The 22,528-nt window shown below is 70.1% G+C and carries 16 protein-coding genes and 3 pseudogenes; 5 read left to right on the top strand and 14 right to left on the bottom strand.

Annotated features, from left to right (window positions below; translation table 11 throughout):
- Position 1: 1 nt before the first annotated feature.
- From ACFWJW_RS03875 to ACFWJW_RS03860, 4 genes are read right to left on the bottom strand one after another with little or no spacing between them, the layout of a single operon-like run.
- Positions 2 to 1,042, bottom strand: a complete 1,041-nt coding sequence (locus tag ACFWJW_RS03875) for an NlpC/P60 family protein (protein ID WP_387234478.1) — start codon at positions 1,040 to 1,042, stop codon at positions 2 to 4.
- 49 nt (positions 1,043 to 1,091) lie between these two features.
- Complete coding sequence (locus ACFWJW_RS03870) at positions 1,092 to 1,574, bottom strand: poly-gamma-glutamate biosynthesis protein PgsC/CapC (protein ID WP_387234475.1); 483 nt, start codon at positions 1,572 to 1,574, stop codon at positions 1,092 to 1,094.
- Positions 1,571 to 2,908 carry a poly-gamma-glutamate synthase PgsB gene (gene pgsB, locus ACFWJW_RS03865; RefSeq protein ID WP_387234473.1) on the bottom strand — a complete coding sequence of 446 codons (1,338 nt, stop codon included), beginning with the start codon at positions 2,906 to 2,908 and terminating at the stop codon, positions 1,571 to 1,573. Before pgsB ends, ACFWJW_RS03870 begins: the two co-directional genes overlap by 4 nt.
- Positions 2,909 to 2,927: 19 nt before the next feature.
- Positions 2,928 to 5,246, bottom strand: coding sequence for a HAMP domain-containing protein (locus ACFWJW_RS03860; RefSeq protein WP_387234470.1), 2,319 nt, complete (start codon positions 5,244 to 5,246; stop codon positions 2,928 to 2,930).
- Between the two features lie 743 nt (positions 5,247 to 5,989).
- Here ACFWJW_RS03860 and ACFWJW_RS03855 point away from each other — a divergent pair.
- Positions 5,990 to 7,357, top strand: coding sequence for an alpha/beta hydrolase family protein (locus ACFWJW_RS03855; protein ID WP_387234467.1), 1,368 nt, complete (start codon positions 5,990 to 5,992; stop codon positions 7,355 to 7,357).
- Positions 7,358 to 7,369: 12 nt separating this feature from the next.
- On the opposite strand, the gene ACFWJW_RS03850 is transcribed toward ACFWJW_RS03855, so the two are convergent.
- From ACFWJW_RS03850 to ACFWJW_RS03820, 7 genes are all read right to left on the bottom strand, one after another.
- Positions 7,370 to 7,822, bottom strand: a complete 453-nt coding sequence (locus tag ACFWJW_RS03850) for a hypothetical protein (RefSeq protein ID WP_387234464.1) — start codon at positions 7,820 to 7,822, stop codon at positions 7,370 to 7,372.
- 139 nt (positions 7,823 to 7,961) lie between these two features.
- Positions 7,962 to 8,933 carry a PDR/VanB family oxidoreductase gene (locus tag ACFWJW_RS03845; RefSeq protein WP_387234461.1) on the bottom strand — a complete coding sequence of 324 codons (972 nt, stop codon included), beginning with the start codon at positions 8,931 to 8,933 and terminating at the stop codon, positions 7,962 to 7,964.
- A 30-nt stretch (positions 8,934 to 8,963) separates the two neighbouring features.
- Entirely contained in the window at positions 8,964 to 9,197 is a 234-nt protein-coding gene (locus ACFWJW_RS03840) for a hypothetical protein (protein WP_387234458.1), read from the bottom strand.
- Positions 9,194 to 10,252 carry a Rieske 2Fe-2S domain-containing protein gene (locus ACFWJW_RS03835; RefSeq protein ID WP_387234455.1) on the bottom strand — a complete coding sequence of 353 codons (1,059 nt, stop codon included), beginning with the start codon at positions 10,250 to 10,252 and terminating at the stop codon, positions 9,194 to 9,196. Before ACFWJW_RS03835 ends, ACFWJW_RS03840 begins: the two co-directional genes overlap by 4 nt.
- Before the next feature lie 25 nt (positions 10,253 to 10,277).
- Complete coding sequence (locus ACFWJW_RS03830; RefSeq protein WP_387234453.1) at positions 10,278 to 11,714, bottom strand: MFS transporter; 1,437 nt, start codon at positions 11,712 to 11,714, stop codon at positions 10,278 to 10,280.
- A gap of 179 nt (positions 11,715 to 11,893) precedes the next feature.
- Positions 11,894 to 12,775 carry an IclR family transcriptional regulator gene (locus ACFWJW_RS03825; RefSeq protein ID WP_387234451.1) on the bottom strand — a complete coding sequence of 294 codons (882 nt, stop codon included), beginning with the start codon at positions 12,773 to 12,775 and terminating at the stop codon, positions 11,894 to 11,896.
- A 751-nt stretch (positions 12,776 to 13,526) separates the two neighbouring features.
- A complete protein-coding gene (locus ACFWJW_RS03820) occupies positions 13,527 to 14,063 on the bottom strand; it encodes an Lrp/AsnC family transcriptional regulator (RefSeq protein ID WP_387234448.1) in 537 nt (178 codons plus the stop codon).
- Between the two features lie 60 nt (positions 14,064 to 14,123).
- On the opposite strand from ACFWJW_RS03820, the gene ACFWJW_RS03815 reads away from it, so the two are divergent.
- Both ACFWJW_RS03815 and ACFWJW_RS03810 read left to right on the top strand, forming a co-directional pair.
- Complete coding sequence (locus ACFWJW_RS03815) at positions 14,124 to 15,389, top strand: trans-sulfuration enzyme family protein (RefSeq protein WP_387234445.1); 1,266 nt, start codon at positions 14,124 to 14,126, stop codon at positions 15,387 to 15,389.
- An 821-nt stretch (positions 15,390 to 16,210) separates the two neighbouring features.
- On the top strand, positions 16,211 to 16,555 hold the full coding sequence (locus tag ACFWJW_RS03810) for a hypothetical protein (protein WP_387234442.1): 345 nt from the start codon (positions 16,211 to 16,213) through the stop codon (positions 16,553 to 16,555).
- 64 nt (positions 16,556 to 16,619) lie between these two features.
- Here ACFWJW_RS03810 and ACFWJW_RS03805 read toward each other — a convergent pair.
- A pseudogene (locus ACFWJW_RS03805) lies at positions 16,620 to 17,436 on the bottom strand (IS5 family transposase).
- 628 nt (positions 17,437 to 18,064) lie between these two features.
- Between ACFWJW_RS03805 and ACFWJW_RS03800 the strand changes: the two are divergent.
- Positions 18,065 to 20,461: an Orn/Lys/Arg decarboxylase N-terminal domain-containing protein gene (locus ACFWJW_RS03800; RefSeq protein WP_387234439.1), complete on the top strand. Its 2,397-nt coding sequence runs from the start codon at positions 18,065 to 18,067 to the stop codon at positions 20,459 to 20,461.
- A 116-nt stretch (positions 20,462 to 20,577) separates the two neighbouring features.
- On the opposite strand, the pseudogene ACFWJW_RS03795 reads toward ACFWJW_RS03800, so the two are convergent.
- Positions 20,578 to 21,269: pseudogene (locus ACFWJW_RS03795) on the bottom strand (SDR family oxidoreductase).
- Complete coding sequence (locus ACFWJW_RS03790; protein WP_387234436.1) at positions 21,266 to 22,162, bottom strand: NAD(P)H-binding protein; 897 nt, start codon at positions 22,160 to 22,162, stop codon at positions 21,266 to 21,268. The pseudogene ACFWJW_RS03795 and the gene ACFWJW_RS03790 overlap by 4 nt, the downstream one beginning before the upstream one ends.
- Before the next feature lie 67 nt (positions 22,163 to 22,229).
- On the opposite strand from ACFWJW_RS03790, the pseudogene ACFWJW_RS03785 reads away from it, so the two are divergent.
- A pseudogene (locus ACFWJW_RS03785) lies at positions 22,230 to 22,406 on the top strand (LysR family transcriptional regulator); the annotation flags it as partial.
- Positions 22,407 to 22,528 lie beyond the last annotated feature (122 nt).

Below are 22,528 nucleotides of genomic sequence, written 5' to 3'. Positions count from 1 at the left end.
TTCACAGGCGGCGGGCCGTGCGGAACCCTTGGGCGTAGAAGCCGTGGCCGTCGAGCGTCGCGCGGCCGGCCAGGTCGCCCATGGTGGGCCCGTTGGCCCGCGAGCGGCTGGAGTAGAAGCGCGGGCGCCCGTCCGTGTCCGGACCCAGGTACATGCCGACGTGGTCGATGTCGCGCGGTCTGCCGATGTCGATGGCGAAGAAGACGAGGTCGCCGGGGAGCAGCAGGCTGATGTCGGCAGGTGGCCGGCCGGTGTTCGGGATCAGCAGCACGCCGGGGGCCCGGGAGGCGATGGCGTAGGCGCGGCGGGGCAGGCCGGCCCCCGGGCTGTTGGTGGCGTGCATGGGGTAGCCCATGCGGTAGCCCCAGACCAGGCGCATGAAGCCGGAGCAGTCCACGTCCCCGTAGCGCTTCTTCTCCGGGTGCTTGCGGATGCCGTCCGGGAAGGTCCAGGGGGTGCCGAGGTAGTCGTAGAAGTCGGACTTCTCATCGCGGTAGTCGAATGATGTCGGCGACTGTCCGGGAACGAGCGGCCCGAAGTGAGCCTTGCCGGCGTAGCGCAGACCCGACGCGGTGCGCAGATCGTGCGCCCCGTCGCCGTACTGGAAGGCCACGGCGAGGACGTCCGGACTGCGGTCGGCCAGGGCCTTGGGGAACCACTCCCGGAACCAGCGGGTTCGCTCCTTGCCCTGACTCCATGCACCCCCCATCAGCCGTACCCAGGCGTCGCTGCGCACCACCGCGCCGGTGGTGCGCGGCTCGCTCCAGGTACGGGTCGGGCCGGTCAGCAGCGCGGTGCGGGCACCGTCGGTGAAGGTGGCCAGCACGCGGTCGTCGGCGGCGCGAACCACCGTACGGGCAGGCGCGGCGCGGCGCTCGAAGCGGTAGCCGCCGGCCGGGACCGAGAAGCCACCGCCCGGTACGCCGTTCCGAAAGCGGTGCCATGCGTATCCGGTGACCGCACCGGCGGAGGCCAGACCGGCGGCGCAGGCCAGGATCTGACGGCGACTGGGGCTGCCGGGTGGGGTGGGGTCGGTGCCCATGGTGACCTCCTCTGCGTGCGGATGGGTACGGCGGACGCGTGCGGCTCGTTCAGCCGATGGGCAGGGCCCCCAGCAGCAGCCCGGCAACGAGCACCACATACGTGCCGAGGGTCACCGCGGTGGTGGAGATCACGGTGGCGGCCAGTGGTTGGCGGACCAATTGATAGGCGATGAGGCCGGGCACGATGAAGCCCAGCGTCTGGGCGGTGTAAAGGAGCGGGAACTCGTGCTGGAGCGCGAGCAGCAGCGTGGTCTGGAGCAGCACTGCGGACAGCACCACGGCGGCGAAGAGCCGCTTCCCGTAAAGGATTGCATGACGTTGAAGGACCTTGGTCGCGACGAAGGTGAGCGCCGTGACGCCGATCACCATCGCGGCCCGGACCACATCGGTGACTAGGGTCAGCGCGAGCCAGCCGGGGGTGATCATGCCGCCGGGAGAGAGGTTGGTGGTCAGATAGCAGACCAGCGAGAAGACCAGCCCGAGGGCTATCCCCAGCGCGATGGTCTGCGGGGTGACGTTGACGGGGATCACAGCGGGTTCCTTGTCGGCTGGTGCAGCGCGTCGGCATGGGCAGCGGTGGGGCCAGGGAGACGCGGCCCGGACGTCGGGTCGTTCAGCGACGCCACCCAGCTGTACGGCTCCGGCTCGGGCGGGTGCGCGACCGGAAGCGGCTCGTCGGCGTCGTCAGAGGGCAGCCTGCTGAGGTGCTCCAGGAACAGCTCGCCCTGGCCGTGGATATTGCCGACGGCCACCAGCGAGGAATCCGGCGGCAGTTCGGCGAGAACGGCGCGGGTCAGCTCCTGCGCGTCGCGCCGGTCGCCGCCCAGGTCCACCACCCGGGCCGACGACCAGCCCGACGGGATGCCGTCGCGGGCGCTCTTGGTCGGATGACCGATGAGAAAGACCGTGTCCGGGGCCAGGTCGGGGACGATCGCTCCCATCTGCCCATTGCGTTCGACCCGGTCCGGGCGGCAGTTGATGACCACGTTCAGCGGGCGGCGGATCGCACCGAGCTCCTCCAGCTGACGGACGTTCATCAACGTCGAATCGGGGTCGTTTGCGGCGAAGACATTGGCGAAGCGCAGTCGTTTGCCGTCCGGTGTGCGGTAGCGCTCGACGGAGAGCACGCCGGGGTCCGGTGGCGCGTCCCACATCCCGCGCAGGGCGGTGGCCCGCTCCACGCCGAGCAGTTCGGCCACTGCCAGCGCGATGGCGACGTTCTCCTTGAAGGTGAACCAGCTGAACTCGCGCAGCTCCTCGTCGGAGACCGACGCCGGGTCGACCGCGATCAGGCGGCACCTCCGCTTGTCCGCCTCCTCCTTGAGGAGGTGCAGCCGCTCCTGCTCGGCGGTGACACAGACCCCGCCGACCGGCATCGACCGGGACAGCGAGCGGGCCACATCGTCCAGCGTCGGGCCCATTTCGGCGAGGTGGTCCTCGCGGACGTTGCACAGCACGCCGATGGTGGAGCGGATCAGCTTCTCCTGGTTGACCTCTTGAAGTGCGGGCATCACCGCCATGCACTCGATCACCAGAGCGTCCGGCCGGTAGGCCGCCGCGCGACGGACGATGCCGATCTGCTCGACGACGTTCGCGATGCCGAACTTCCGGTACACCGGCTCCTCTGTGGCATCCGGGTGGATGAACCGGGCAGCGGTGCCGGTGGTCTTGGCCACGGTGACCAGGCCGCCGCCGCGCAGCGCCCCCGCGCACAGCCGGGTGATCGAGCTCTTGCCGCGAATGCCGTTGACCAGCACCCGAGTGGGGATCTGTGTCAGCGCGGCGTAGTGGCGCCGCTGCTCCAGCACGCCGGCGATCAGCAGCACCGCACAGCTCAGCAGCAGGACAACATAGAGGAAAAGCACGTCGGTTGATCCTTCACTGCTACGGTGCGCTGCCGCGCTGGAACGATGGGGCAGGTACAGAGGCAACGTAAGCTCGTCCGCCACCGCGGTCCCGCTCCACCAGCGCCTGCCGGAGCAGTTCCAGACTGCGAGTGACCGAACCGCACTCGTCGTGGTGGACCGGGTACAGCACGGTGCGGCGGTCACCGTCGGCCAGCCGCTCCGCGCATCTGGTGAGGGTGCGCAGCGGTCTGACCACCACGATGTGCAGCCAGCTCAGGCAGGCGCCCCCCGCGGCCAGGGCGAGCAGCCCGGCCAGCATGGTGCGTGACTGGACCTGATATGCCGCCAGTTTGAGCGCTGCGGCGGGTTCGGCGGAGACCACCCGCCAGCCGAGGCCGGCGGCCGGCCCCGTCTGTGCCAGTGGCGCGGCGGCCGCGACCGACGAGCCCGCGCCCGGCGCGGTCCCCGCGTGGAGGACGGCCGATGCCGGGCTGCCCGCGCCGCCGGGTGCCGCGTCGGTCTTGGCCACCAGACGGGTGAGGGCGCGGCTGGGAAGCGATTGGAAGGCTTGAAAGCCGACGCTTGCCGCGAGCACTCTGTGGTGCTCGTCGGTCAGCCACACTCTGCCGAGCCCCGGCCGGGCAATCAGGTCGTTCAGCGCGTCAACGCCGATCTCTGCGACGACTACGGCCGGGCCGGTGTCGCCGCCTCTGTCGGCGTTCTTGGCGTTCTTGGCCGTCGGGATCGGGACGTAGGCGGCGATCGCGGGGATTTTGCCTGACGTATTGACCTGGGTGATTCCGTCGCCGGGGGGAGGTACGAGGGTGCGCAGCGGCTCCTTGCCCGCTCGCAGCACGATGGCACCGGTGTGGTCCAGCATGTACAGCGATCGGTACGTGGGATGGTCGGCGTGTTCACGTCGCAGAACCTGCGCCGCCCGCTCCCGCGGCGCACCGGCGAGGGCTGATGCCGTCGCCGCGAGGTCGGCGTGGCTCCGGCCGAGGGACTGCCGCACCCGGTCAGCGGTGGCTTCGGTGCGTGCCTGCTGGTCGGCGACGGCGGCTGCCGGTACGGCCTGGGCGGCCGGTACGCGATTGAGCAGGAACAGCAGCGGCACTCCCCACGCGGCGATCACGAGTGTGCAGATGAGGACCATAGCCCGGGCTCCGGGGCGGCGCCGCACCGGCCGCACAGGCTCCGGTCCCGTCTGGCCGAGCAGTTGGCGACGTATCGACTCCAGCGCCCGGCCGACCCTGCCGGGCTCGCCGAACGCGCCGGCTGCCACCGGCCGCGCCAACTCCGCGTGCACTCCGGGCATTTCTCCGGCGCCCTTGGCCAGCCGGGCAGCGGACAGGTGCAGCCGCAGCAGCGGACGCTGCACGGTGACCCACAGCACCAGAGTGACCAGCACGGCGATCACCACCAACGTGCCCGCGGCCACGATGGCGAACCCTGTGTGGTCGGCTCCGCCCTTCGCCGGAGTCACATCCCTGAGCGTGAGAATCGTCAGTCCCGGCCCGAAGGTGTCGTCCTTGCCGTCCACCGCGGCGACCGATGACCAACCCGCCACCCTGCGCAGCCCGTCGTGACCGTGGCCGAGCATGCTGCCGGAGGCGTCACCGGTGTGCAGACCGGCGTCCGCGGCAGTGGAGGGCAGGGTGCGGTCCTTGGCGTCGAGTGTCAGGGGCTTACCAGTGGCGGCGGTGGTGGCAAGCACCTTTCCGTTCCGGCCCACCAGTTGAGCGGTGCGCCCGTCTCCGTGGACCGCGAGGGCCGGGACCTTTTCCGAGACGACCAGCAGGAATTCGCGTGCACCATCGCCCTGTTCCCCCGCGAGGTCCCGTGCTGGGACCGGCTTGCCGTCCTGGTTCCGGCCCGGAGCAGGGACAGCCACCCGGGCGAAGAACAACAGTCGCGGTCCGGCGCGGCCCGAAGTGACCAGCCGGGGCGGGAGGTTGTCGGCAGGGGACCGCGCCAGGGCCACTGCGTCCACCCCGGTCAGCGGCACCGTTTCACCGCCGGCCGCGAGCGGCTTGCCGGTGTGCGGGGCGAGCAGCACACCGCCCCGGACCGGGGGACCGGCCGGAAGGAGGGACCGCAGCGCCGCCTTCGGAGTACCGCTCGCGGGCGCCCTGACCGACGCGGCGGAATGACGCACTGCCCTGGCCCTGACGTCGACGGACGTTTTGAACGAGTCCGCGGCATCCTCGGCGATCCGGCGTTCCGCGTCGCGTACCGCCTGGGGTACCTCCTGCTCATGAACGGTGCCGACGCCGAGTGCGGGAAAGACGGCAACTGCCAGCAGCGCGCAGAGCAGTGCGGCGATCGGCGGGCGGACACCTCCGAGCAGAGGCATGTCGGCGCGGCGTCGCGCACGGTGTCGGCGCGGCGCGTGAGCAACCGGGTGCAGGGCAGCCTCCTCTCGGCACGTGGGGGGATGAACGGGTGGCAACTCGACCTGTATCGAGCTGCGTTCACACGATAATCACAAGTTCGTTCGCAGTGCTTCCCTGCAAACGGACCATACGGAACCTCTGCACTCAAATCGACCGAGGAATTGGCCACTTCTGTACCTCCGCCTCATCCCGGTGGCAGCGAATTCTCCAACGCCCTTGTCGAAACTCGGCGAGCCCGAATACCGGCACGCTCGCCCCGTCGAGGCGGCCCTCCAGAGCTAATCGCCGATTCCTGATGCCCGCTCCCACGCCGCATTCCGTGCCGCTGCGACTGGTCACGAGGACGCTGAACGCAGGGCGCTGACCACTGGCATCCGCACGCCAGGGCAGGTCTCCCGTACGTCCCCCGCATTGGCACTCGGCATGCTCAACTCCGCGACGCATTCCGCGTGTCGAAGGTCGGTCCACGTGCAGACGGATCCCCGGGAAAGGCCGGCCGTACGGCCGACGATGGCGCAGGGCGTGAGACCGACGCCGCGCAACTTCAGAAAGTGCCGACGGCGTCACATCACCAACTGTGCGGTAATAAGAACTCTCCGCATAAGCAAGGGATCTTGGCTTGGCAATGGCAAATCGCCTATTACGATGAGCGCCAACCGACCGCCGGCCACGCGGTGTTCGCCCTCATGGAGAAGGACTGCCCATGAAACACGCACGAAGGCGTCACAGCCCGTTACGAGCCCGGGTCGCCGGCACCACTGGGGCGCTGGCCGTCATCCTGGGCGCCGGAGTCGCGCCGGCCGTCGCCGCCGGGAAGAGCGCTGGTACACCCATGACTGCGCCAGCTGCCTTGGATGACCCGGCGCAACCCCAGGGCCAGGTGGCGGCCTTGGACGCGGCGCCGGCCCCGGACCGGGCGGCGGCCTTGGACGCGGCGCCGGCCCCGGACCGGGCGGCGGCCTTGGACGCGGCGCAACCTCCGGGGCAGGCCGCAGCCTTGGACGTACCGGCCCCGGGGCAGCTGACTCTCCCCGCCCCGACCGGGCGCTATGGCGTCGGAACCGTCGACCTCCACCTGCGCGATGCAAAACGCATGGATCCGTGGGTGCCCGGACAGCAGCGTGAGTTGATGGTCTCGCTGTGGTACCCGGCCACACACACCTCCCGTTATCCCGCCGCACTTCTCCCCAACAGCCAGCAGGTGCTGCCCGGTGGGGTGACCCTGCCCACCACTGCCGGGCATACCGGCGCCCCGGTTGACCACAAAGCCGGCAAGCTGCCGGTGCTGCTGTACTCGCCCGGCGGCCGTGGGAACCGTGCGACGGGCACGGCACTGGTTCAGGACCTGGCCAGCCGCGGCTACTTGGTCGTCACCATCGACCACACCCACGACACCGGCGACGTGGTGTTCCCCGGCGGGCGACATGAGGGGAGCATGCTGCCGCCAGGCACCAAATCGCGCGACTTGATCGACGTCCGGGCGGCGGACACCCACTTCGTCATCGACCAGCTGGCCGAGATCGCCCGCGGCCACAACCCGGATGTGGAACACAAGCCGCTCCCCCGCGGGCTGACCCAGGCCGCGAGCACGAAACACGTCGGGATGTTCGGCGCTTCCCTCGGCGGAGGATCGGTGGCCGCTGCCATGCAGCAGGACTCCAGGATCGACGCCGGCGTGAACCTGGACGGCCAGCTCTTCGGCTCGTCGGAACACAAGCGGCTCGACCGCCCCTACATGCTGTTCAGTTCCGAGCACCACAACCGTGACACTGACCGGAGCTGGGAGCGGCTCTGGGACAACCTGCACGGAGAACGGCTCGACCTGAAGCTGCACGGCTCCGGGCACAACTCCTTCGTGGACAACCAGGTCCTGTTCCCCCAGGCGCCGGGCGCATTCGGGATAACCCCGGAAGTAATGCAGCAGGCACTCGGCACGATCGACCCCAACCGCTCCATCGAGGTCCAACGCACCTACGTCGCCGCCTTCTTCGACAAGCACCTGCGCCATCGGAACAGCCACCTGCTCGACGGCCCCTCGCGCCACTACCCAGAGGTCGACTTCATTCGCTGAACCGACCGGACGTCACCGTCGGCCAGTGCCCGGCGCGGCAGTATGTCCCGGCCGTACACCCGCACCGCCCGCTGACCTGCTGCGGACGCTCGACGGGTACCCGTGGCCCAGGCGGCAACGGACGAGCTTCGAGGGCAACCGAGCAATGTGCACGAGGGCGTGGCATGACATCCGTAAGACCGCGCGCAGCCCGCTGACGTCGACACCCGCGCTGTTCATCTGGCGGGTCAGGCCGAGCCCGCAGTCGAACAGGTAAAGGCTGCCGTCGACGACGAGCGCGGTGGCGATGCCGTTGCGGGGGCCGCGGATGGTGGGGCCTGCCTGCGTGCCGAGGGTGATCACATGGGTGCCGGTGGACGGGACCGGGCCGGTGGGGCCGGTGGCTGCCGCTGCCGTGCCGGGAAGGGCGCTCAGCGCGCCCGCGGCCAGTGCGGTGCCGAGGAAGGTGCGACGGTTGGCGGTCATGGGCGGGCTCCGGTTGCGGTGGTGGCGGGGGAGCGGTGTTCGGCCGGCGGATCGGCGCTCGCAGACGGCGATCAGCGCGCCGGGCGCATTGAGGGAGCGGGGTGACTGGTGTCCTTTTGCCGCAGGAGCGCGGGTCGGGTCACAGGTCGAGGACCAGGCGCGGGCAGGCGGCACGCGAGACGCAGATCATCATGGTGTCGTGGCGGGCCTGCTCCTGAGGGGAGAGCAGGGAGTCCCGGTGGTCCACGGTCCCTGCCAGGACCGTGGTCTCGCAGGTGCCGCAGGTGCCCTCCTGGCAGGAGGAGAGGACGGCGACACCGGCTTCCTCGACGACATCCAGGACGGAACGGTCCGCCGGCACGGTCAGCGTCAGGCCGGACTGGGCCAGTTCCACCTCGAACGAGGTTGACGGGGCGGCGTCTTCCCGGACCTTGGGTACGAAGCGCTCAAGGTGCAGCGCACCCTCCGGCCAGCGGACACACCGTTGCTCCACCGCGTTGAGCAGGGGCTCGGGGCCGCAGCAGTACATCGTCGTGTCCTGTTGCGGAGACCCGAGCAGCGCGTCGAGGTCGATCAGGCCGCACTCGTCCTGGGGGCGCAGGTCCACCCGGTCGGGGTGGGCCCGGGTGAGCTGTCCGGCGAAGGCCATTGTGGCGTGGCTGCGCCCGCCGTACACCAGCCGCCAGTCGGCACCCCGTTGCGATACGGCGGCGATCATCGGCAGGATCGGGGTGATGCCGATGCCGCCTGCGATGAACAGGTAGCGGGGCGAGTCGACCAGAGGGAAGTGGTTGCGGGGGCCGCGGATCCGGATCGTGTCGCCCTCGGTCAGCGAGTCGTGCACGTGGCGGGAGCCGCCGCGGCCGGTCGCCTCGCGCAGCACGGCCACCTGGAGGACGGAGGTGTCATCGGGGTCGCCGCACAGGGAGTACTGCCGGACGAGGCCGGCACCGACTGCCAGGTCGATGTGTGCGCCGGGGCTCCATGCGGGCAGCCGGCCGCCCGCGGGGTGGGCCAGGGTGAGCCGGACGACGCCGTCGGCGAGGGTCTCCTTGCGCGCCAGTGTCAGATCGAGTTCGACCTCGGTGCGCGGAGGCGTCGTGGTGGTCATGGTGGTTCTCTTTCCGGGCCGGGAGTGCCCTCAGACGAGGGCCTCGGACAGGGGGTGCGGAGCTGGGGCGGGAGCGGGCCGAGAGGCCGGGCCGGGGCGGTGGTCGTCGGGGTGGCCCAGCAGCCAGTCCCACAGCGGCACCGGATTCTCGAACTCCCGCTCGGCACCGCAGTGGCAGACGGCCAGCAGTCGGTCGGTGCCGAGCACCCAGTGGATGCGGTAGACGCCGTCGCCCGTGAGCACCGCCGGGTGGAGCGGGTTCATCGGACTGCCACGGACTGCTCGGTACCGGCCTGCGCCAGGCGCGCGAGAATGCGGCGGGCGGCGAGGCCGCCGGTGTCGATGTTGATGCTCAGCTCCTGGTAGCCGGGGCTCTCGGTGTCCAGGGACTTCTGCAGCACGTTGAGGGCGACGACGTCCTGCATGACCACCGTGTGGTTGTTCTGCCGCAGGAAGCCGGTGACGTCCCGGTCGTCCAGCGCGAAGTCCCGGGCCACGGCCCAGAAGTCGTAGGTGGTCTTCTCCGTGGACGGGGTGATGCCGTAGACGACCTCCACGTGGAAGGCGTGCGGGTCTCTGCCGTCGGCATCCGGGGCGGGCGCGCCGACGGGGGCGACACGCGAGTGGAGCAGATACAGCCCCGGGGCGTGGTACTCGATGTCCTGCCAGCGGGTGATGCGGCCCTCGATACCGGTGGACTTGGCGTAGAAGGGCGGGCAATCGGCGTCGTCCATGTGCCGGCTGACGTAGACGATCCCGGCCGCGTCATCGACCTCGGTCGTGATGGGGGTTTCGGCGACCTCGGGGGTTCCGATGTAGCCGCCGTGCAGGTATGTCTCGTGGGAGAGGTCCATGAGGTTGTCGACGAGCAGGCCGTAGTCGCCGTCGATCGGTTCCATACCGGACACGACGGTGTAGTCGGGCGAGTCCAGCCATGGGGCCCGCGGCGGCAGTGTGTCGTACGGCTCACGGTCACCGATCCAGACCCACACGAAGGAGTCCCGCTCGACGACGGGATAGGTGTCCAACCGCGCGGTGCGTGGGATGCGCTGCTGGCCGGGCACGGACACGCAGCCGCCGTCGGTGCCGTAGGTGAAACCGTGGTAGCCGCACACCACACGGTCACCGTCCAGGCGGCTCGGCGCCTGCGACAGCGGGTAGCGGCGGTGCACGCAGCGGTCGGACATCGCCACGGCTCGGCCGTCCCGGGTGCGATACAGCAGGATTGGTTCGCCCAGCACGGTGCGGCCGAGCAGCTCGCGCCCGACCTCACGGCCGTAGGCGGCGACGTACCACTGGTTGCGGACAAAAGCAGTCATGGGATCTTCCTTGGGGGTGCTGGTTTCAGTGCGCACTGCCTGCGGCCGGGGCCGCAGGGGCGGGCGCGGGCTGTCCGGCGGTGGCGGGGCGCAGCAGGGCGAGGAGGGCAGCGGTGGCGACGAAGACCACGCTGACGGCGAGGTAGAGGTGCTGCGGCGTCCAGCCGCCGTCGAGCAGGCTGCCGGCGATGGCCGGGGCGAGGATCGCGCCGACGCGGCCGATCGCGAGGGCGCTGCCGACTCCAGTCGTCCGGATTCCCGCGCCGTAGACGAGGGGGGTGAGCGCGTACAGCCCGGCCACGCAGCCGTTGACGAACAGGCCGATCACCGCGCCGAGGACGAAGGCCGCCGAGAGCGAGGAGGTCGCGGCGATGAAGGCCGCCAGCAGCCCGGCCGTGACGATCAGGTAGGCGAGGAGCACGGAGCGGAGCGCGAAGCGGGCGGCGAGCGCTCCGAGCGCGGCCGCACCGAAGGTGCCGCCGGCGTTGAGCAGGGTTCCCCCGGTGAGGCCCTGGGTGCTGGACAAGCCGGCCTCGAACAGAAGGGTCGGTGTCCAGCTCGTCACGAAGTAGAAGCCGGCCATGACGAGGAAGAAGGCGGACCACAGCAGCAGCGTCGGGCGGCGCAGCGCCGGCGAGAGCAACTCGCGGAACCCGGCCCCGACCCCCGAGGGCGTGGCAGTGGGTGCGGGCAGGCGGTCCAGCGCCGGCTGTCCCATCCGCCGGGCCAGGGCGTTCATCCTCTCCAGGGCGCCCTTCGGCCTGCGCGAGGCCAGGAAGTCCACGGACTCGGGCAGGCAGAAGTACGCCAGCGAGACGGCGACAGTGGTGGCCAGGCCGCCGCTCAGGAAGACCGAGCGCCAGCCGAACTGCCCGATCATGCCGACCGCGAGCAGCCCGCCCACGGTGGCGCCGACCGCGTAGCCGGTGGAGTTGAGGCTGACGGCGAGCCCGCGCCAGCGGCGGGAGGCGTATTCGCCGGCGATGACGTTGCTGCCCGCCAGGACGCCCCCGATGCCGACTCCGGTGAGCACGCGGAGCGCTCCGAGCTGGAGGGGTGACTGGCTGACCGAGGAGAGCTGCATCCCGATGGCGGCCACCGCCAGGCAGCCGAGGGTGACCGGCCGGCGGCCGATCCGGTCGGCCCACGGGGCGACGCACAGGGCACCCAGGGCCATGCCGACGAGGCCTGCGCTGAGCAGCAGCCCGAGCTCGGAAGAGCTGAGTTCCCACTCCGCCGACACGGCTTTTCCTGTGAAGGCCATGACGAGTACGTCGAAGCCGTCGAGCATGTTGAGCAGTACGCACACCGCGATCGCGCCCCATTGGAAGCGGCTCATCGGCCCCTCGTCGAGGGCGGCGCGCAGAGAGGGGCCGGTCACCGGACGGTCCCGGGACGGGGTGAAGAGGGTGGCAGAACCATGGCAGCGCTCCGTTGTCGACTGCGTGGTGGTCGTCGACACCCTGCGCGCACCAGACAGGTGCGCTCCGGTGAGCCAGAGGCCCGGGCGTCGACCGGTGCTGACCATCGTGGGGTCGGCCCGCGCCGGCGGCCAGCGGCCTTTCCGGATGCCGGGAAACATCTGCGCGGCGTCGGCCGTGCTGTGCGGCGGACGCCGTCCGAGGTGCGCCCGCGCGCAGCTCAGCCGCGCGGGGCGGCCATGGCGCGGGAGATCGCACGGGCGCTGGTCCGAACCAACCGGGCCAGCGCGTGCGGGGAGGCACTGCCGTGCCGCACGACCAAGGAGACCGCGGCGGCCACCTCGCCACAGCTGGCGTACACCGGGGCGGCGACCGACAGGGCGTCCATGGTGACCTGGCGGTCGCTGACCGCGTAGCCGCCCGCCCGGACTTCGGCGAGTACGGACCGTACCTCACGCGGATCGGTGAGCGTCCGCTCGGTGAAGCGCTCGAACGGGCCGGCGAGCACCTTCTCCTGCACCTCGACGGGCGCGTACGCGAGCAAGACCAGCCCGACGCCGGTGGCCGTGAGAGCGAAGCGTCCGCCGACGCGGCTGAGTACGGGTACCGCGCCGGACCCCGCGATGCGCTCGACGTAGACCACCTCGGTGCCTTCCTGCACGGCGAGTTGGACGTTCTCGCGGGTGATCTGGGAGAGGTCCTCGAGGAACGGCAGGGCTCGTTCGCGTAGGCCCTGACCGCGCGGCGCGAGGGAGCCGACCTCCCACAGCCGCAGCCCGACCCGGTAGCAGCCGTCGTCGCCGCGCTCCAGGGCGCCCCAGGCGATGAGCTCGCCGAGCATCCGGTGCACAGTCGACACCGGCAGCCCGGACCGCCGGGACAGCGCGCTCAACGTCATCTCCGGGCAGCTCGCGCTGAATGCGCCAAGGATCTGCAGGGCGCGGCCCAGCACCGGCCCGGTGCCCCCTTCGGAGCTGCGGCGCGGGGGCACCGGACCGGCCTGCGCGGGGGTGTCGGGGAGCAGGGCCCCTTGGTGGTCCGGTCCGGCTCCCACGGCTTTCGTCCGCATCCGGCCCTTCTCGGTTTGCTGCTGCTTGCGCATGAGCGACTCCTCCAAGGTGCCCTGGCTGCCTCCGATCATCGATGGCCGCCCGTCACGCGGCCGAACGCGGCAGGCCGGCGGCGCGCCGGGCGGACTTCTCGCAGGCGGTGGCGGTCAGTCTGCAAGAAGACCGCAGCCACGTCGAGTGATCGGGCATCGCCGGGCGGCCGGCGTCTCAGTCGATGCGCACGCGCAGCGGCAGTGACTCCCAGGTACCCCGGCGTGTTGTTGAGGCGGCGTCGGGCAGGTCCGGCGAGTTCGAGGTGATCGACGCGGCGGGCGAGTACGGTCAGGGGCGCTTTGGCCCTCCAGACGGGCGATGTGCCGGCCGACGCACTGGTGGACGCCCACGACGTGACCGGAGCGCTCCCGGGAGAGGGCGAAGGCGTCGGGCTCGAGGTGGTGTTCCTCCTTCCGCATGGCGAGGCCACGCCGCAGCTCGTACAGCGTGGCGATCGAGTTCGTCCCTGTCGTCGCCGCCATGAACACCCGCCGACCACGGCGCCCACCCGTAAGCACGGCGGCTCGGACGTGAGCGCGCTCGTGCGCCTCACCTACGGTAGCGATGAGCTGGATCTGCTGGTCGAGGACCCGCGGCGGGGGCGGATTCCGGATCAGCGCGACGCTGCCGCTCAAGCCGGCGGGCTGAAGGCGACTCCGGGCAGGCAGACCTCACTGGCGCCAGGGCGGGGGCGCGGGCGATGGAGAAGGCGGTCACCTGCGGTGGCTCCGGCTTGGACCGGTATACGTATCAGGCCCCGGGGTTCCCGGGGGCCTGATGGCCGACGGTGGTCGTGGGGGCGGGAGCGCCGTCGGGCAGGGGTGGCAGCAGCGGGCCGCAGTCCCACTGCTGGAAGATCAATCGGGTCTCGACGCGCGCCACTTCGGGCCGTGAGGTGAACCCGTCGAGGACCAGCCGCTGAAGATCCCCCATGTCCGCGACCGCGACATGGACGAGATAGTCGTCGGGCCCGGTCAGATGGAAGACCGTAAGGGACTCCGGCAGTGCCCGGATCCGCTCCACGAACGGCCCCACCAACTCCCGCCGATGCGGCCTGACCTGCACGGACAGCAGTGCCTCCAGGCCCCGGCCCAGCTTCGCCGGGTCCAGCCGCAGCTGATGGCCGAGAATCACTCCCGAGCGGCGCAGCCTGGTCACCCGGTCCAGGCAGGTCGAAGGCGCGACACCGACCTGCGCGGCGAGATCGCGGTACGTCATCCGTGCGTCGTTCTGCAGCAGCCGTAGTAGATGGAGATCCACCGGATCAAGTACGACAGAATCGGCCATGTGCCGAACGTAACACGGGGTCCGACCATCCGACCCCGCTCGGTGTTCAGACTCCTGGGCATGGACTCCGGCAGCTTTGACGCATATGACGTACCGGCCGACCCGCAGGGAACCGGCCAATCTCCCGACGGCACCGGTCGTCGTGTCCCGGGCGTGCCCGCACCCCGGGCGCTCGCCACCGAGGCGGTGCACGCCGGGCGGGACGACCTCGCGCGGCAGGGGGTGCACGCCCCGCCGATCGACCTGTCCACGACCTACCCCTCGTACGACAGCCGGGGCGAGGCCGCTCGGATAGACGCCTTCGCGGACGACGGTGCCGAACCGGAGGGCCCGCCCGTCTACGGCCGCCTCGGCAACCCGACCGTCGCCCGCTTCGAGACCGCCCTCGCGCGTCTTGAGGGCACCGAGAGCGCGGTTGCGTTCGCCACCGGGATGGCCGCGCTGAGCGCCGTGCTGCTCGTACGCAGCGCGATGGGCCTGCGCCATGTCGTCGCCGTACGGCCGCTGTACGGATGCAGCGATCACCTGCTCACCGCAGGGCTGCTGGGCTCCGAGGTGACCTGGGTCGACCCGGCGGGCATCGCGGACGCGCTGCGCCCCGACACCGGCCTGGTGATGGTCGAAAGCCCGGCCAACCCGACCCTCGCCGAACTCGATCTGAGAGCCGTCGCGCACGCCTGCGGTTCCGTCCCGCTGCTCGCCGACAACACCTTCGCCACCCCCGTGCTGCAACGCCCCGTCGAGCAGGGAGCCCGTCTCGTCCTGCACAGCGCCACCAAATACCTGGGCGGCCACGGAGACGTCATGGGCGGCGTGGTGGCCTGCGACGAGGAGTTCGCCGGGCGGCTACGCCAGGTGCGGTTCGCCACGGGCGGAGTGCTGCATCCGCTCGCGGGCTATCTGCTGCTTCGTGGTCTGTCGACGCTGCCCGTACGGGTCCGAGCCGCGTCCTCGAACGCGGCGGAGCTGGCCGGCCGGCTCGCCGCCGACCCCCGAGTCACCCGCGTCCACTACCCGCGCATCGGAGGCGCCATGGTCGCCTTCGAGGTAGCCGGCGACCCCCACGACGTGATCGCGGGCGTCCGCCTGATCACCCCGGCCGTGAGCCTCGGCAGCGTCGACACCCTCATCCAGCACCCCGCGTCCATCAGCCACCGCATCGTGGACGCCGACGACCGCCGCGGCGCGGGAGTCAGCGACCGGCTGCTGCGGCTCTCGGTGGGGTTGGAGGACGTCGAGGACCTATGGGCCGACCTCGACCGGGCGTTGGGGACGGCGCCGGGACCGGGCAGGGTCCTCCGGGAAGCGGCGGTCGCGAACAGGTAGAACCGCAGACGACGACCGGGCCAGTGGTCGTCCTGTGCGGTCGGGCCAAGTACTCCAGCAGAGCTTCGTGAGCTGGTTCTTCTTCGGCGACTCTGGGCCCGGCGAGTGCGACGGCAGGCGTATCTGCTTGCAGTACGTCCTGGACGTCGCCGCTTCTCCACGGTGACGCTCCACGCGCCCTACAGTTCCCTTCCGGAACCGAAGTGCCACGCCTGACCTGCATGTTTCGTCGAGCCCGCCCGCGGTGACGCGTTTTCGATGTCATCGCATGTTGAATGTGTTGCTGTTCTAGAGCCAGCAGCGAAGGGTGTCTGACCTGCGCTTTTATAGTTCAGGTGAACCTGCTCGACCTGTTTTTGAGGCTGGGACGGGTACACCGTGTGGAGTGTGTTGTCCTTGGTGAGGCAGCGCTCCCGGAGGGCTTCGATGTCGGGCAGCGCGTTGTCCAGAACCCAGTAGTCCCGGCCGGGTATGGGTTTTCGGTAGGGGAGGACGGGGAGCGACGGGGGGTCTTTATCAGGGTGAACGGGGACCACTGTCTCGTCGGGTTTGGGGGCCAGGTTGCTCCATCCGTGAAGTGGATGGACACAACGAAGGGCCGTGATTCTCGGAGTGATTGGGAGCCGCACCTATCGGGTGACTTCTCGGTCGGGGCTCGTGTTGGTTGGAGTGTCCGCGGTGGACGGGGGCTGGGCGGCGCTGGATTGTGTGTCATCGGGCCCTGTCGGTCCGCGTCCCTGACAGGCGCGGTTCGGAAGGGCCCGGCTCCGTGTGCGGCTCAGCTGGTGTGGTGTTGTTCTGCTGTGTGCAACACTGACGCCGTGGCGCGTGATGACGCAGCAGTTGTGAAGATGGCTGAACTCTTCGACCCCGAGCCCGAAAGGTGGGGGTTGCGTGGCGACCCTCACGTCTGGCGGGCTCTTCGCGACCACCTGTCAGGGACGGACATTCCGGCATCGTTCGACGAGGCGGTCAGCCTGTTGCGGGTGACGTTCGGTGAGCTCGTGGGGGTTGACCTAGTCACCAATGCGAGGTCATCGGTGTACCACGAACAGTTCGCCCATGGTGGTATGTCCAGTGGGATGGTCGATCTCGACAACTGGCGAGATAGTTTGCTGCCCCTACTCGCAGAGCGCGCGAGGGAGCTGCAAGAGAGCCTTGCCTGAGCCGGGCTACAAGATCATCCCATGGTGGGTTTCGGGCGTATCTTTCATGTCCTTAGACCGTGTCCTACGTGGTGAGGCGGACGAGGCGCTTGTAGCAGCAAAGGGCGGCGGCGAGTCCGAGAAAGGCCAGGTAGTTGCGGGAATGGCGCTCGTAGCGGGGGATGAGTCTGCGGTAGCCGGACAGCCACGACATCGTGCGCTCGATCACCCACCTCCGGCGCCCTAAGCGTTCGCTGGATTCGATGCCTTGCGGGCGATGCGCACTCCGATCCGCTTGCCGCGCAGCCATTTCCGCAGATCGGCGCGGTCATACGCCTTGTCGGCGTGAAGGCGCTGGGGTCTGAGGTACCGGCCTCGGTGGGGGTCGTGTCTCGTTTGGTGACCCGCCACCATGGGCTTCAGCCCTTCGCTGTCGTGGGTGTTGCCGGCCGAGATGCCGACGAGAAGGGGCAGCCCGTTCGCGTCCGACAGGATGTGCATCTTGGAGCCCGGCTTGCCCCGGTCCACGGGGCTCGGACCTGTGTGTTCGCCCCCTTTTTAGCCCTGACATGGGCGGTGTCGAGGACGACGCGGGTGACGTCGATCAGACCGGTGTCGTCGAGGCGGTGCAGCACGGCTTCGTGCAGGCGACCCCAGACGCCGGCTCTCGACCAGATCAGGAACCGGCGGTGGGCGGTCGACTTCGATATGCCGAAGCAGGGCGGCAGTTGGCGCCAGGCGCAGCCGCTGACCAGGATGTAGACGATGGCCGCGAACAGCGTCTCATCGGGCGTGTCCTGCGTTCCGCCGCCCTGTGGCCGCACTCTCGACGGCGGGATCAGCGGCTTCGCGATCTCCCACAGTCCGTCCGGAACAATCCAACTCCACGTACCCCGCCCCATACCGAAGCCAACGACCGCCTCACCACGTAGGACACGGTCTTAGAGATCATGGTTGGTGTGTTTTCCTTCGGCAGTTCTTGCCTTCGGGGGGAGAGGAGGTTCCATGACCGGCCCTTTCACCGCTGCAACGCAGCAACCTCTGCCGAACGTGTTCCGGAACCTTTTCCGGAAGGAGGAGGCGAGGAAGCTGTCCGCCCCTGGCGGTGGCCCGCTGCGGCGGTGTCAACCTATGGGCGGCCCGGCGTCGTTACATCCCTCAACTGACGGAGGCTTAGGGAGGGCGGCGTATGGGGACGGGCCGTCATGACCCGACGGCGGAGGTCAGCCGAGTAGCGTCGGATGCTTTCGCGGCCGGGGCGGGAGCTGGGGCACTTGTGCCATAGGGGGACAGGGCAGCCGCCGCGGGCCGGGGCAGCCACGTAGCGCTCGGCACGGAGCAGACCCGTCGAGGTTCGCCGCCACCCGCGTTCACGTAGCGGTCAGGTGCGGCGGTCTCCGTTTCCCTCCTCGGAGTGGTTTGGTCCAGCCACTGGGCCGCTGCCGGTGATCTTCCGGTTGCCTCTCGGACAGCAGGCATGGCGCGTACGAGCAGTCCATGCGCCGACACGCGCACAGCAGAGGGGCCACTATGACCGACGCGACGGTTCTGTTCGCGGTACACGAGTTCCCACAGAGTCAAGGCGTCGCCGCCGAGCAACTGCGCAGAATCCGCAACGAGTTGGAGAACCGAGGCATTGACGTGCGCTGGGCCACCACAGCCGACGACGCCCAGGCAGTGCTGCGAACCGAGGCGGGCACGGCTGCCGCCGTGCTCGACTGGGACCTTCCCCAGGCCGCCGGAGAAGGCGGCGAAACAGGCGGTGCCGAGGTACTGCGCCACGTCGGCCGACGCTTCCAGAATCTCCCCGTCTTCCTGGTCACGAACGGCGAAGACCTGGAACACCTGCCCTTGTGGGTGGCCGAAACGGTGATCGGCTACATCTGGCCGCTGGAGGACACCGCGCCCTTCATCGCCGGACGCATCGCCAGCGCCGCCCGCGGCTACCAGCACGACCTGCTACCCCCGTTCTTCAAGGCACTGCGCCGCTTCGACCACGCGCACGAGTACTCCTGGCACACCCCTGCCCACTCCGGCGGTGTCGCCTTCCTCAAGTCCCCCGTCGGCCGGGCCTTCCACGACTACTTCGGGGAACGGCTGCTGCGCAGCGACCTGTCCATCTCCGTCGGGGAACTCGGTTCCCTCTTCGAACACACCGGCCCGGTAGGTGCCGCCGAGCGCAATGCCGCCCGCGTCTTCGGCGCCGACCGTACCTACTTCGTACTCCACGGCGACTCCACCTGCGACCGGATGGTCGGTCACTTCAGCGTCACCCAGGACGAGATCGCACTGGTGGACCGCAACTGCCACAAGTCGGTGCTGCACGGTCTGGTCCTCTCCGGAGCCCGCCCGGTCTACCTGGTCCCCACCCGCAACGGCTACGGTCTGGCAGGCCCCCTGCCGCCCGCCGAGATTCAGGCACCCTCGGTCGCCTCCCGGGCCGGCCGAAACCCACTGGCCCAGGGCGCCGTCTCGCCCACGGCCCAGTACGCGGTGCTGACGAACTCCACCTACGACGGCCTGTGTTACGACACCGTCCAGGTCGCCCAGGCCCTCGCACCCAGTACCCCTCGGCTCCACTTCGACGAAGCCTGGTTCGCCTACGCCCGCTTCCATCCCCTTTACGCCGGCCGCTACGGCATGGCGGTGGGCCCCGAAACCTTCCCCGGACCCGAACGTCCCACAGTCTTCTCCACCCAGTCCACCCACAAGCTGCTGGCCGCCCTGTCACAGAGCGCCATGGTGCACATCAAATCCGCCCCCAGGGCGCCGGTGGAGCACGACCGGTTCAACGAGGCGTTCATGATGCACGGCACCACCTCACCGCTGTATCCTATGATCGCCTCCCTCGACGTGGCCACCGCGATGATGGACGGTCCCCAGGGCCGCTGCCTCATCGACGAATCGGTGACCGAAGCGATCCGCTTTCGCCAGACGGTCGTACGCGTCGCCCGGCGCATCGCCGCCGCCGACGACCGGCCCGACTGGTTCTTCGGCGTCTGGCAACCCGAGGCCGTGACCGACCCGGCCACCGGCGAGCGTCTCCCCTTCGCCGACGCCCCCCTGGAACTGCTGCGCACCGATCCGTCCTGCTGGCAGCTGGAGCCCGACGCCGACTGGCACGGCTTCACCGGACTGACCAAGGGCTACTGCCTGCTCGATCCCATCAAGGTCACCCTCACCTGCCCCCGCATCGACGCCACCGGCCAGATGTCCCCCTGGGGCATCCCCGCCCGCATCCTCACCGCCTACCTGGCCACCCGGGGCATCGTGGTGGAGAAGACCGACAGCTACACCACGCTCATCCTCTTCTCCATGGGGATCACCAAGGGCAAGTGGGGAACCCTGATGGACGCCCTCGTGGACTTCAAAACGCTCTACGATCACGACGCACCCCTGGAGCGGATCCTGCCGGAGCTGGTCGACGCCCACCCCCACCGCTACACCGGCCAGACCCTGCGCGAGTTGTGCCAGGAGATGCACGACCACCTGCGCGGTGCCCGCCTGGTCGAGCTGCTCGACACCGCATTCCAGGAGCTGCCCGAGCCCGTCACCCCGCCCCAGCACTGCTATCAGCGCCTCATCCGCGGCGGCACCGAGCGGGTGAGGCTGACCGACGCGGCCGACCGGGTGGCCGCTGCCATGGTCACCGTCACCCCGCCGGGCATCCCCGTCCTCATGCCCGGCGAAAACACCGGCGCCCCCGACGGCCCGCTGCTGCGGTACCTGACCGCCCTGGAGTCCTTCGACCGGCGCTTCCCCGGCTTCCACAGCGAGACCCACGGCGTCACCGTCGCTGCGGACACCGGCGACTACCTCATCGAATGCGTACGCCAGATCCCCGCCCAGCAAACCGGCCGCACCACCGGAGAACACCACACGACACCGACGCCGCACCCGGTCGGCCCCCAACGGCCCACAGACTGACGGCAAGGCGCCGGGTCCCCCTGCCTCCCCTCCCGGGGCGGGCGGGGAGCGGTCGTCGAACCGCAAAGAGCACCGGACTGCGGTCGTCTCCGGCGGGGACGGCACTTCGACGAGGGCTACCAGGGAACGGTCTGGTCCCGGTAGTTGAGGAACCGCAGACCTGGTTCACCGCTGTGGCGGTCGATCGTGTCCGCCACACCCGGGATGGACTGGCCGATGGTCAACGGTGCTTCCGGCCCGCCGAGTTGGGTGCGTACATGGCCGGGACAGATGAGCAGCAGCGTGTGCCCGGCATCGGCGTACCGGGCGGCGTAGCTGCGCATCAGCTGGTTCAGGGCGGACTTGCCGGCGAGGTGGACGTCCTGATCGCCGTGCGTGTTCAGGCTGAGGCTGCCTCGGCGCGAGGACATGATGCCGATGGTCCCGGTCGGCGCCACCAGTGAGCTGAGGGGCTCGACCACCCGCATCGGGCTGAGGGCGTTGGTGCCCATGAAGTCGACGAACATCTCCGTCGGGACCGCACCGAGGGGAACGTTGCCCCGCGTGATGGCGGCATTGACGAACAGCAGGTCCGGAGTGCGGTCCGCCGGACGTCCGCGTAACGCGGCGATCTGCTCGGGCTCCGTCATGTCCAGCGACTCGACGGTGACGCGGCTCTCGGACGCGTCGGCCAGGTCGTGCAGGCCGGTGCGCCGATCGCCCCGGGCGGTCCCGATGACGTTCCCACCCCGCGGTGGGCGTACTCGGTGGCCAGGCCGAGCCCCAGGGCCCGGGACGCCCCGACGATGAGGGTGGTCCGGGCGCTCATGCCTGGACCACCGGCGTGAGGACCTGCTCGCACCACTCGCGGAACGCCGTGGGGCTCGCGGTCTGCGGGGTGCGCCGCACCCCGTCGTCGAGGCCGTCGTCCTTGGCCCGCATCATGTCGAGGTAGCCCTGGACGAGCGCGTCCCCCATGCCTCGTCCCGCGAGCACATCGCGCAGGTCGTCGAACGTCTGCCGTTCGTAGCGGATCGGGCGGCCCAGCACGTCGGACATGATGCGCGCCAAGTCGTTCGGCGAAAGGTCCTCGGGGCCCAGCACCGGGACTTCGCCCGTCCCCGCCCACGAGCGGTCGAGCAGCAGGTCGGCGGCGACCGCGGCGATGTCCCGGGTGGCGACCGCCGGCCCCTTGCGGTCGGCGGCCGCGGTGCCGGTGAACACGCCGTGGTCGCGGATCGAAACCGCCTGCCACAGCAGGTTGTCGAAGAAGGTCGGGTTGGCGAGCGCCCGGTAGGCCACGCCCGTCCCCGCGATGAGGTCGTCCATGGCCAGCGACGCCGTCACGTGCCCGGCGCGGCCGGCGACGGGGGTGCCCCGGCCGAGCGCCGAGACGCCGACGACGTGTCCGACTCCGTGAGCCGTGAACGCCTTAGCGGCAGCGCGGGTGAAGTGGGAGTACATGGCGTCCAGGCTCGGTGCCTGTGCGTGTGAGGGGACCAGCCAGAAGACGGCGTCCGCGCCGGTGAAGGCCCGGTCGACGACCTCCGCGTCGCCGTGCGAACCGGTGACGACGTCGACCCGGGCGCGGACCGCGTCGGGGAGTCGCCCCGGGTCACGCACGATGACGCGCAGCTCTTCGCCGCGGGCCCGGGTCTCGTTGAGGAGGATCTCCAGGAGCCGGCCGCCGATCTGGCCGGTGGGAGCAGTAATGACGATCATGCTTCGAGTCTCGGGCCGGCCGTTGGCGGCGTCCAATACCCTTGGAGACGATTGATACCTTCAGGGCATGGATCTGGATCTTCGCAAGCTCCGCTACTTCGCCACACTGGCCGAGCACCGGCACTTCGGCCGTGCGGCGGAACAGCTCTACATCGCCCAGCCGGTGCTCAGCCGCCAAATCAAGTCCCTGGAGCAGGAGTTGGGGTGCACGCTGCTCTTACGGACCACCCGCAGTGTGGGGGTGTCCCCCCCCCGCGGGGAGCGCCCCCCGGGGGGGCCGCCGATACACCCGGGCCGGGCCCCGGGGGGGGGCCCCGGACAGGGCGGCGATTGAGGCGGCCCACCGCGGGTGGGGGGCGTAAGAGC

The organism is Streptomyces sp. NPDC127097, from assembly GCF_042724075.1.
Classification (GTDB): domain Bacteria; phylum Actinomycetota; class Actinomycetes; order Streptomycetales; family Streptomycetaceae; genus Streptomyces.
Note: the sequence above shows the minus strand (reverse complement) of the source record. Positions and strands in the feature narration are given on the sequence as shown.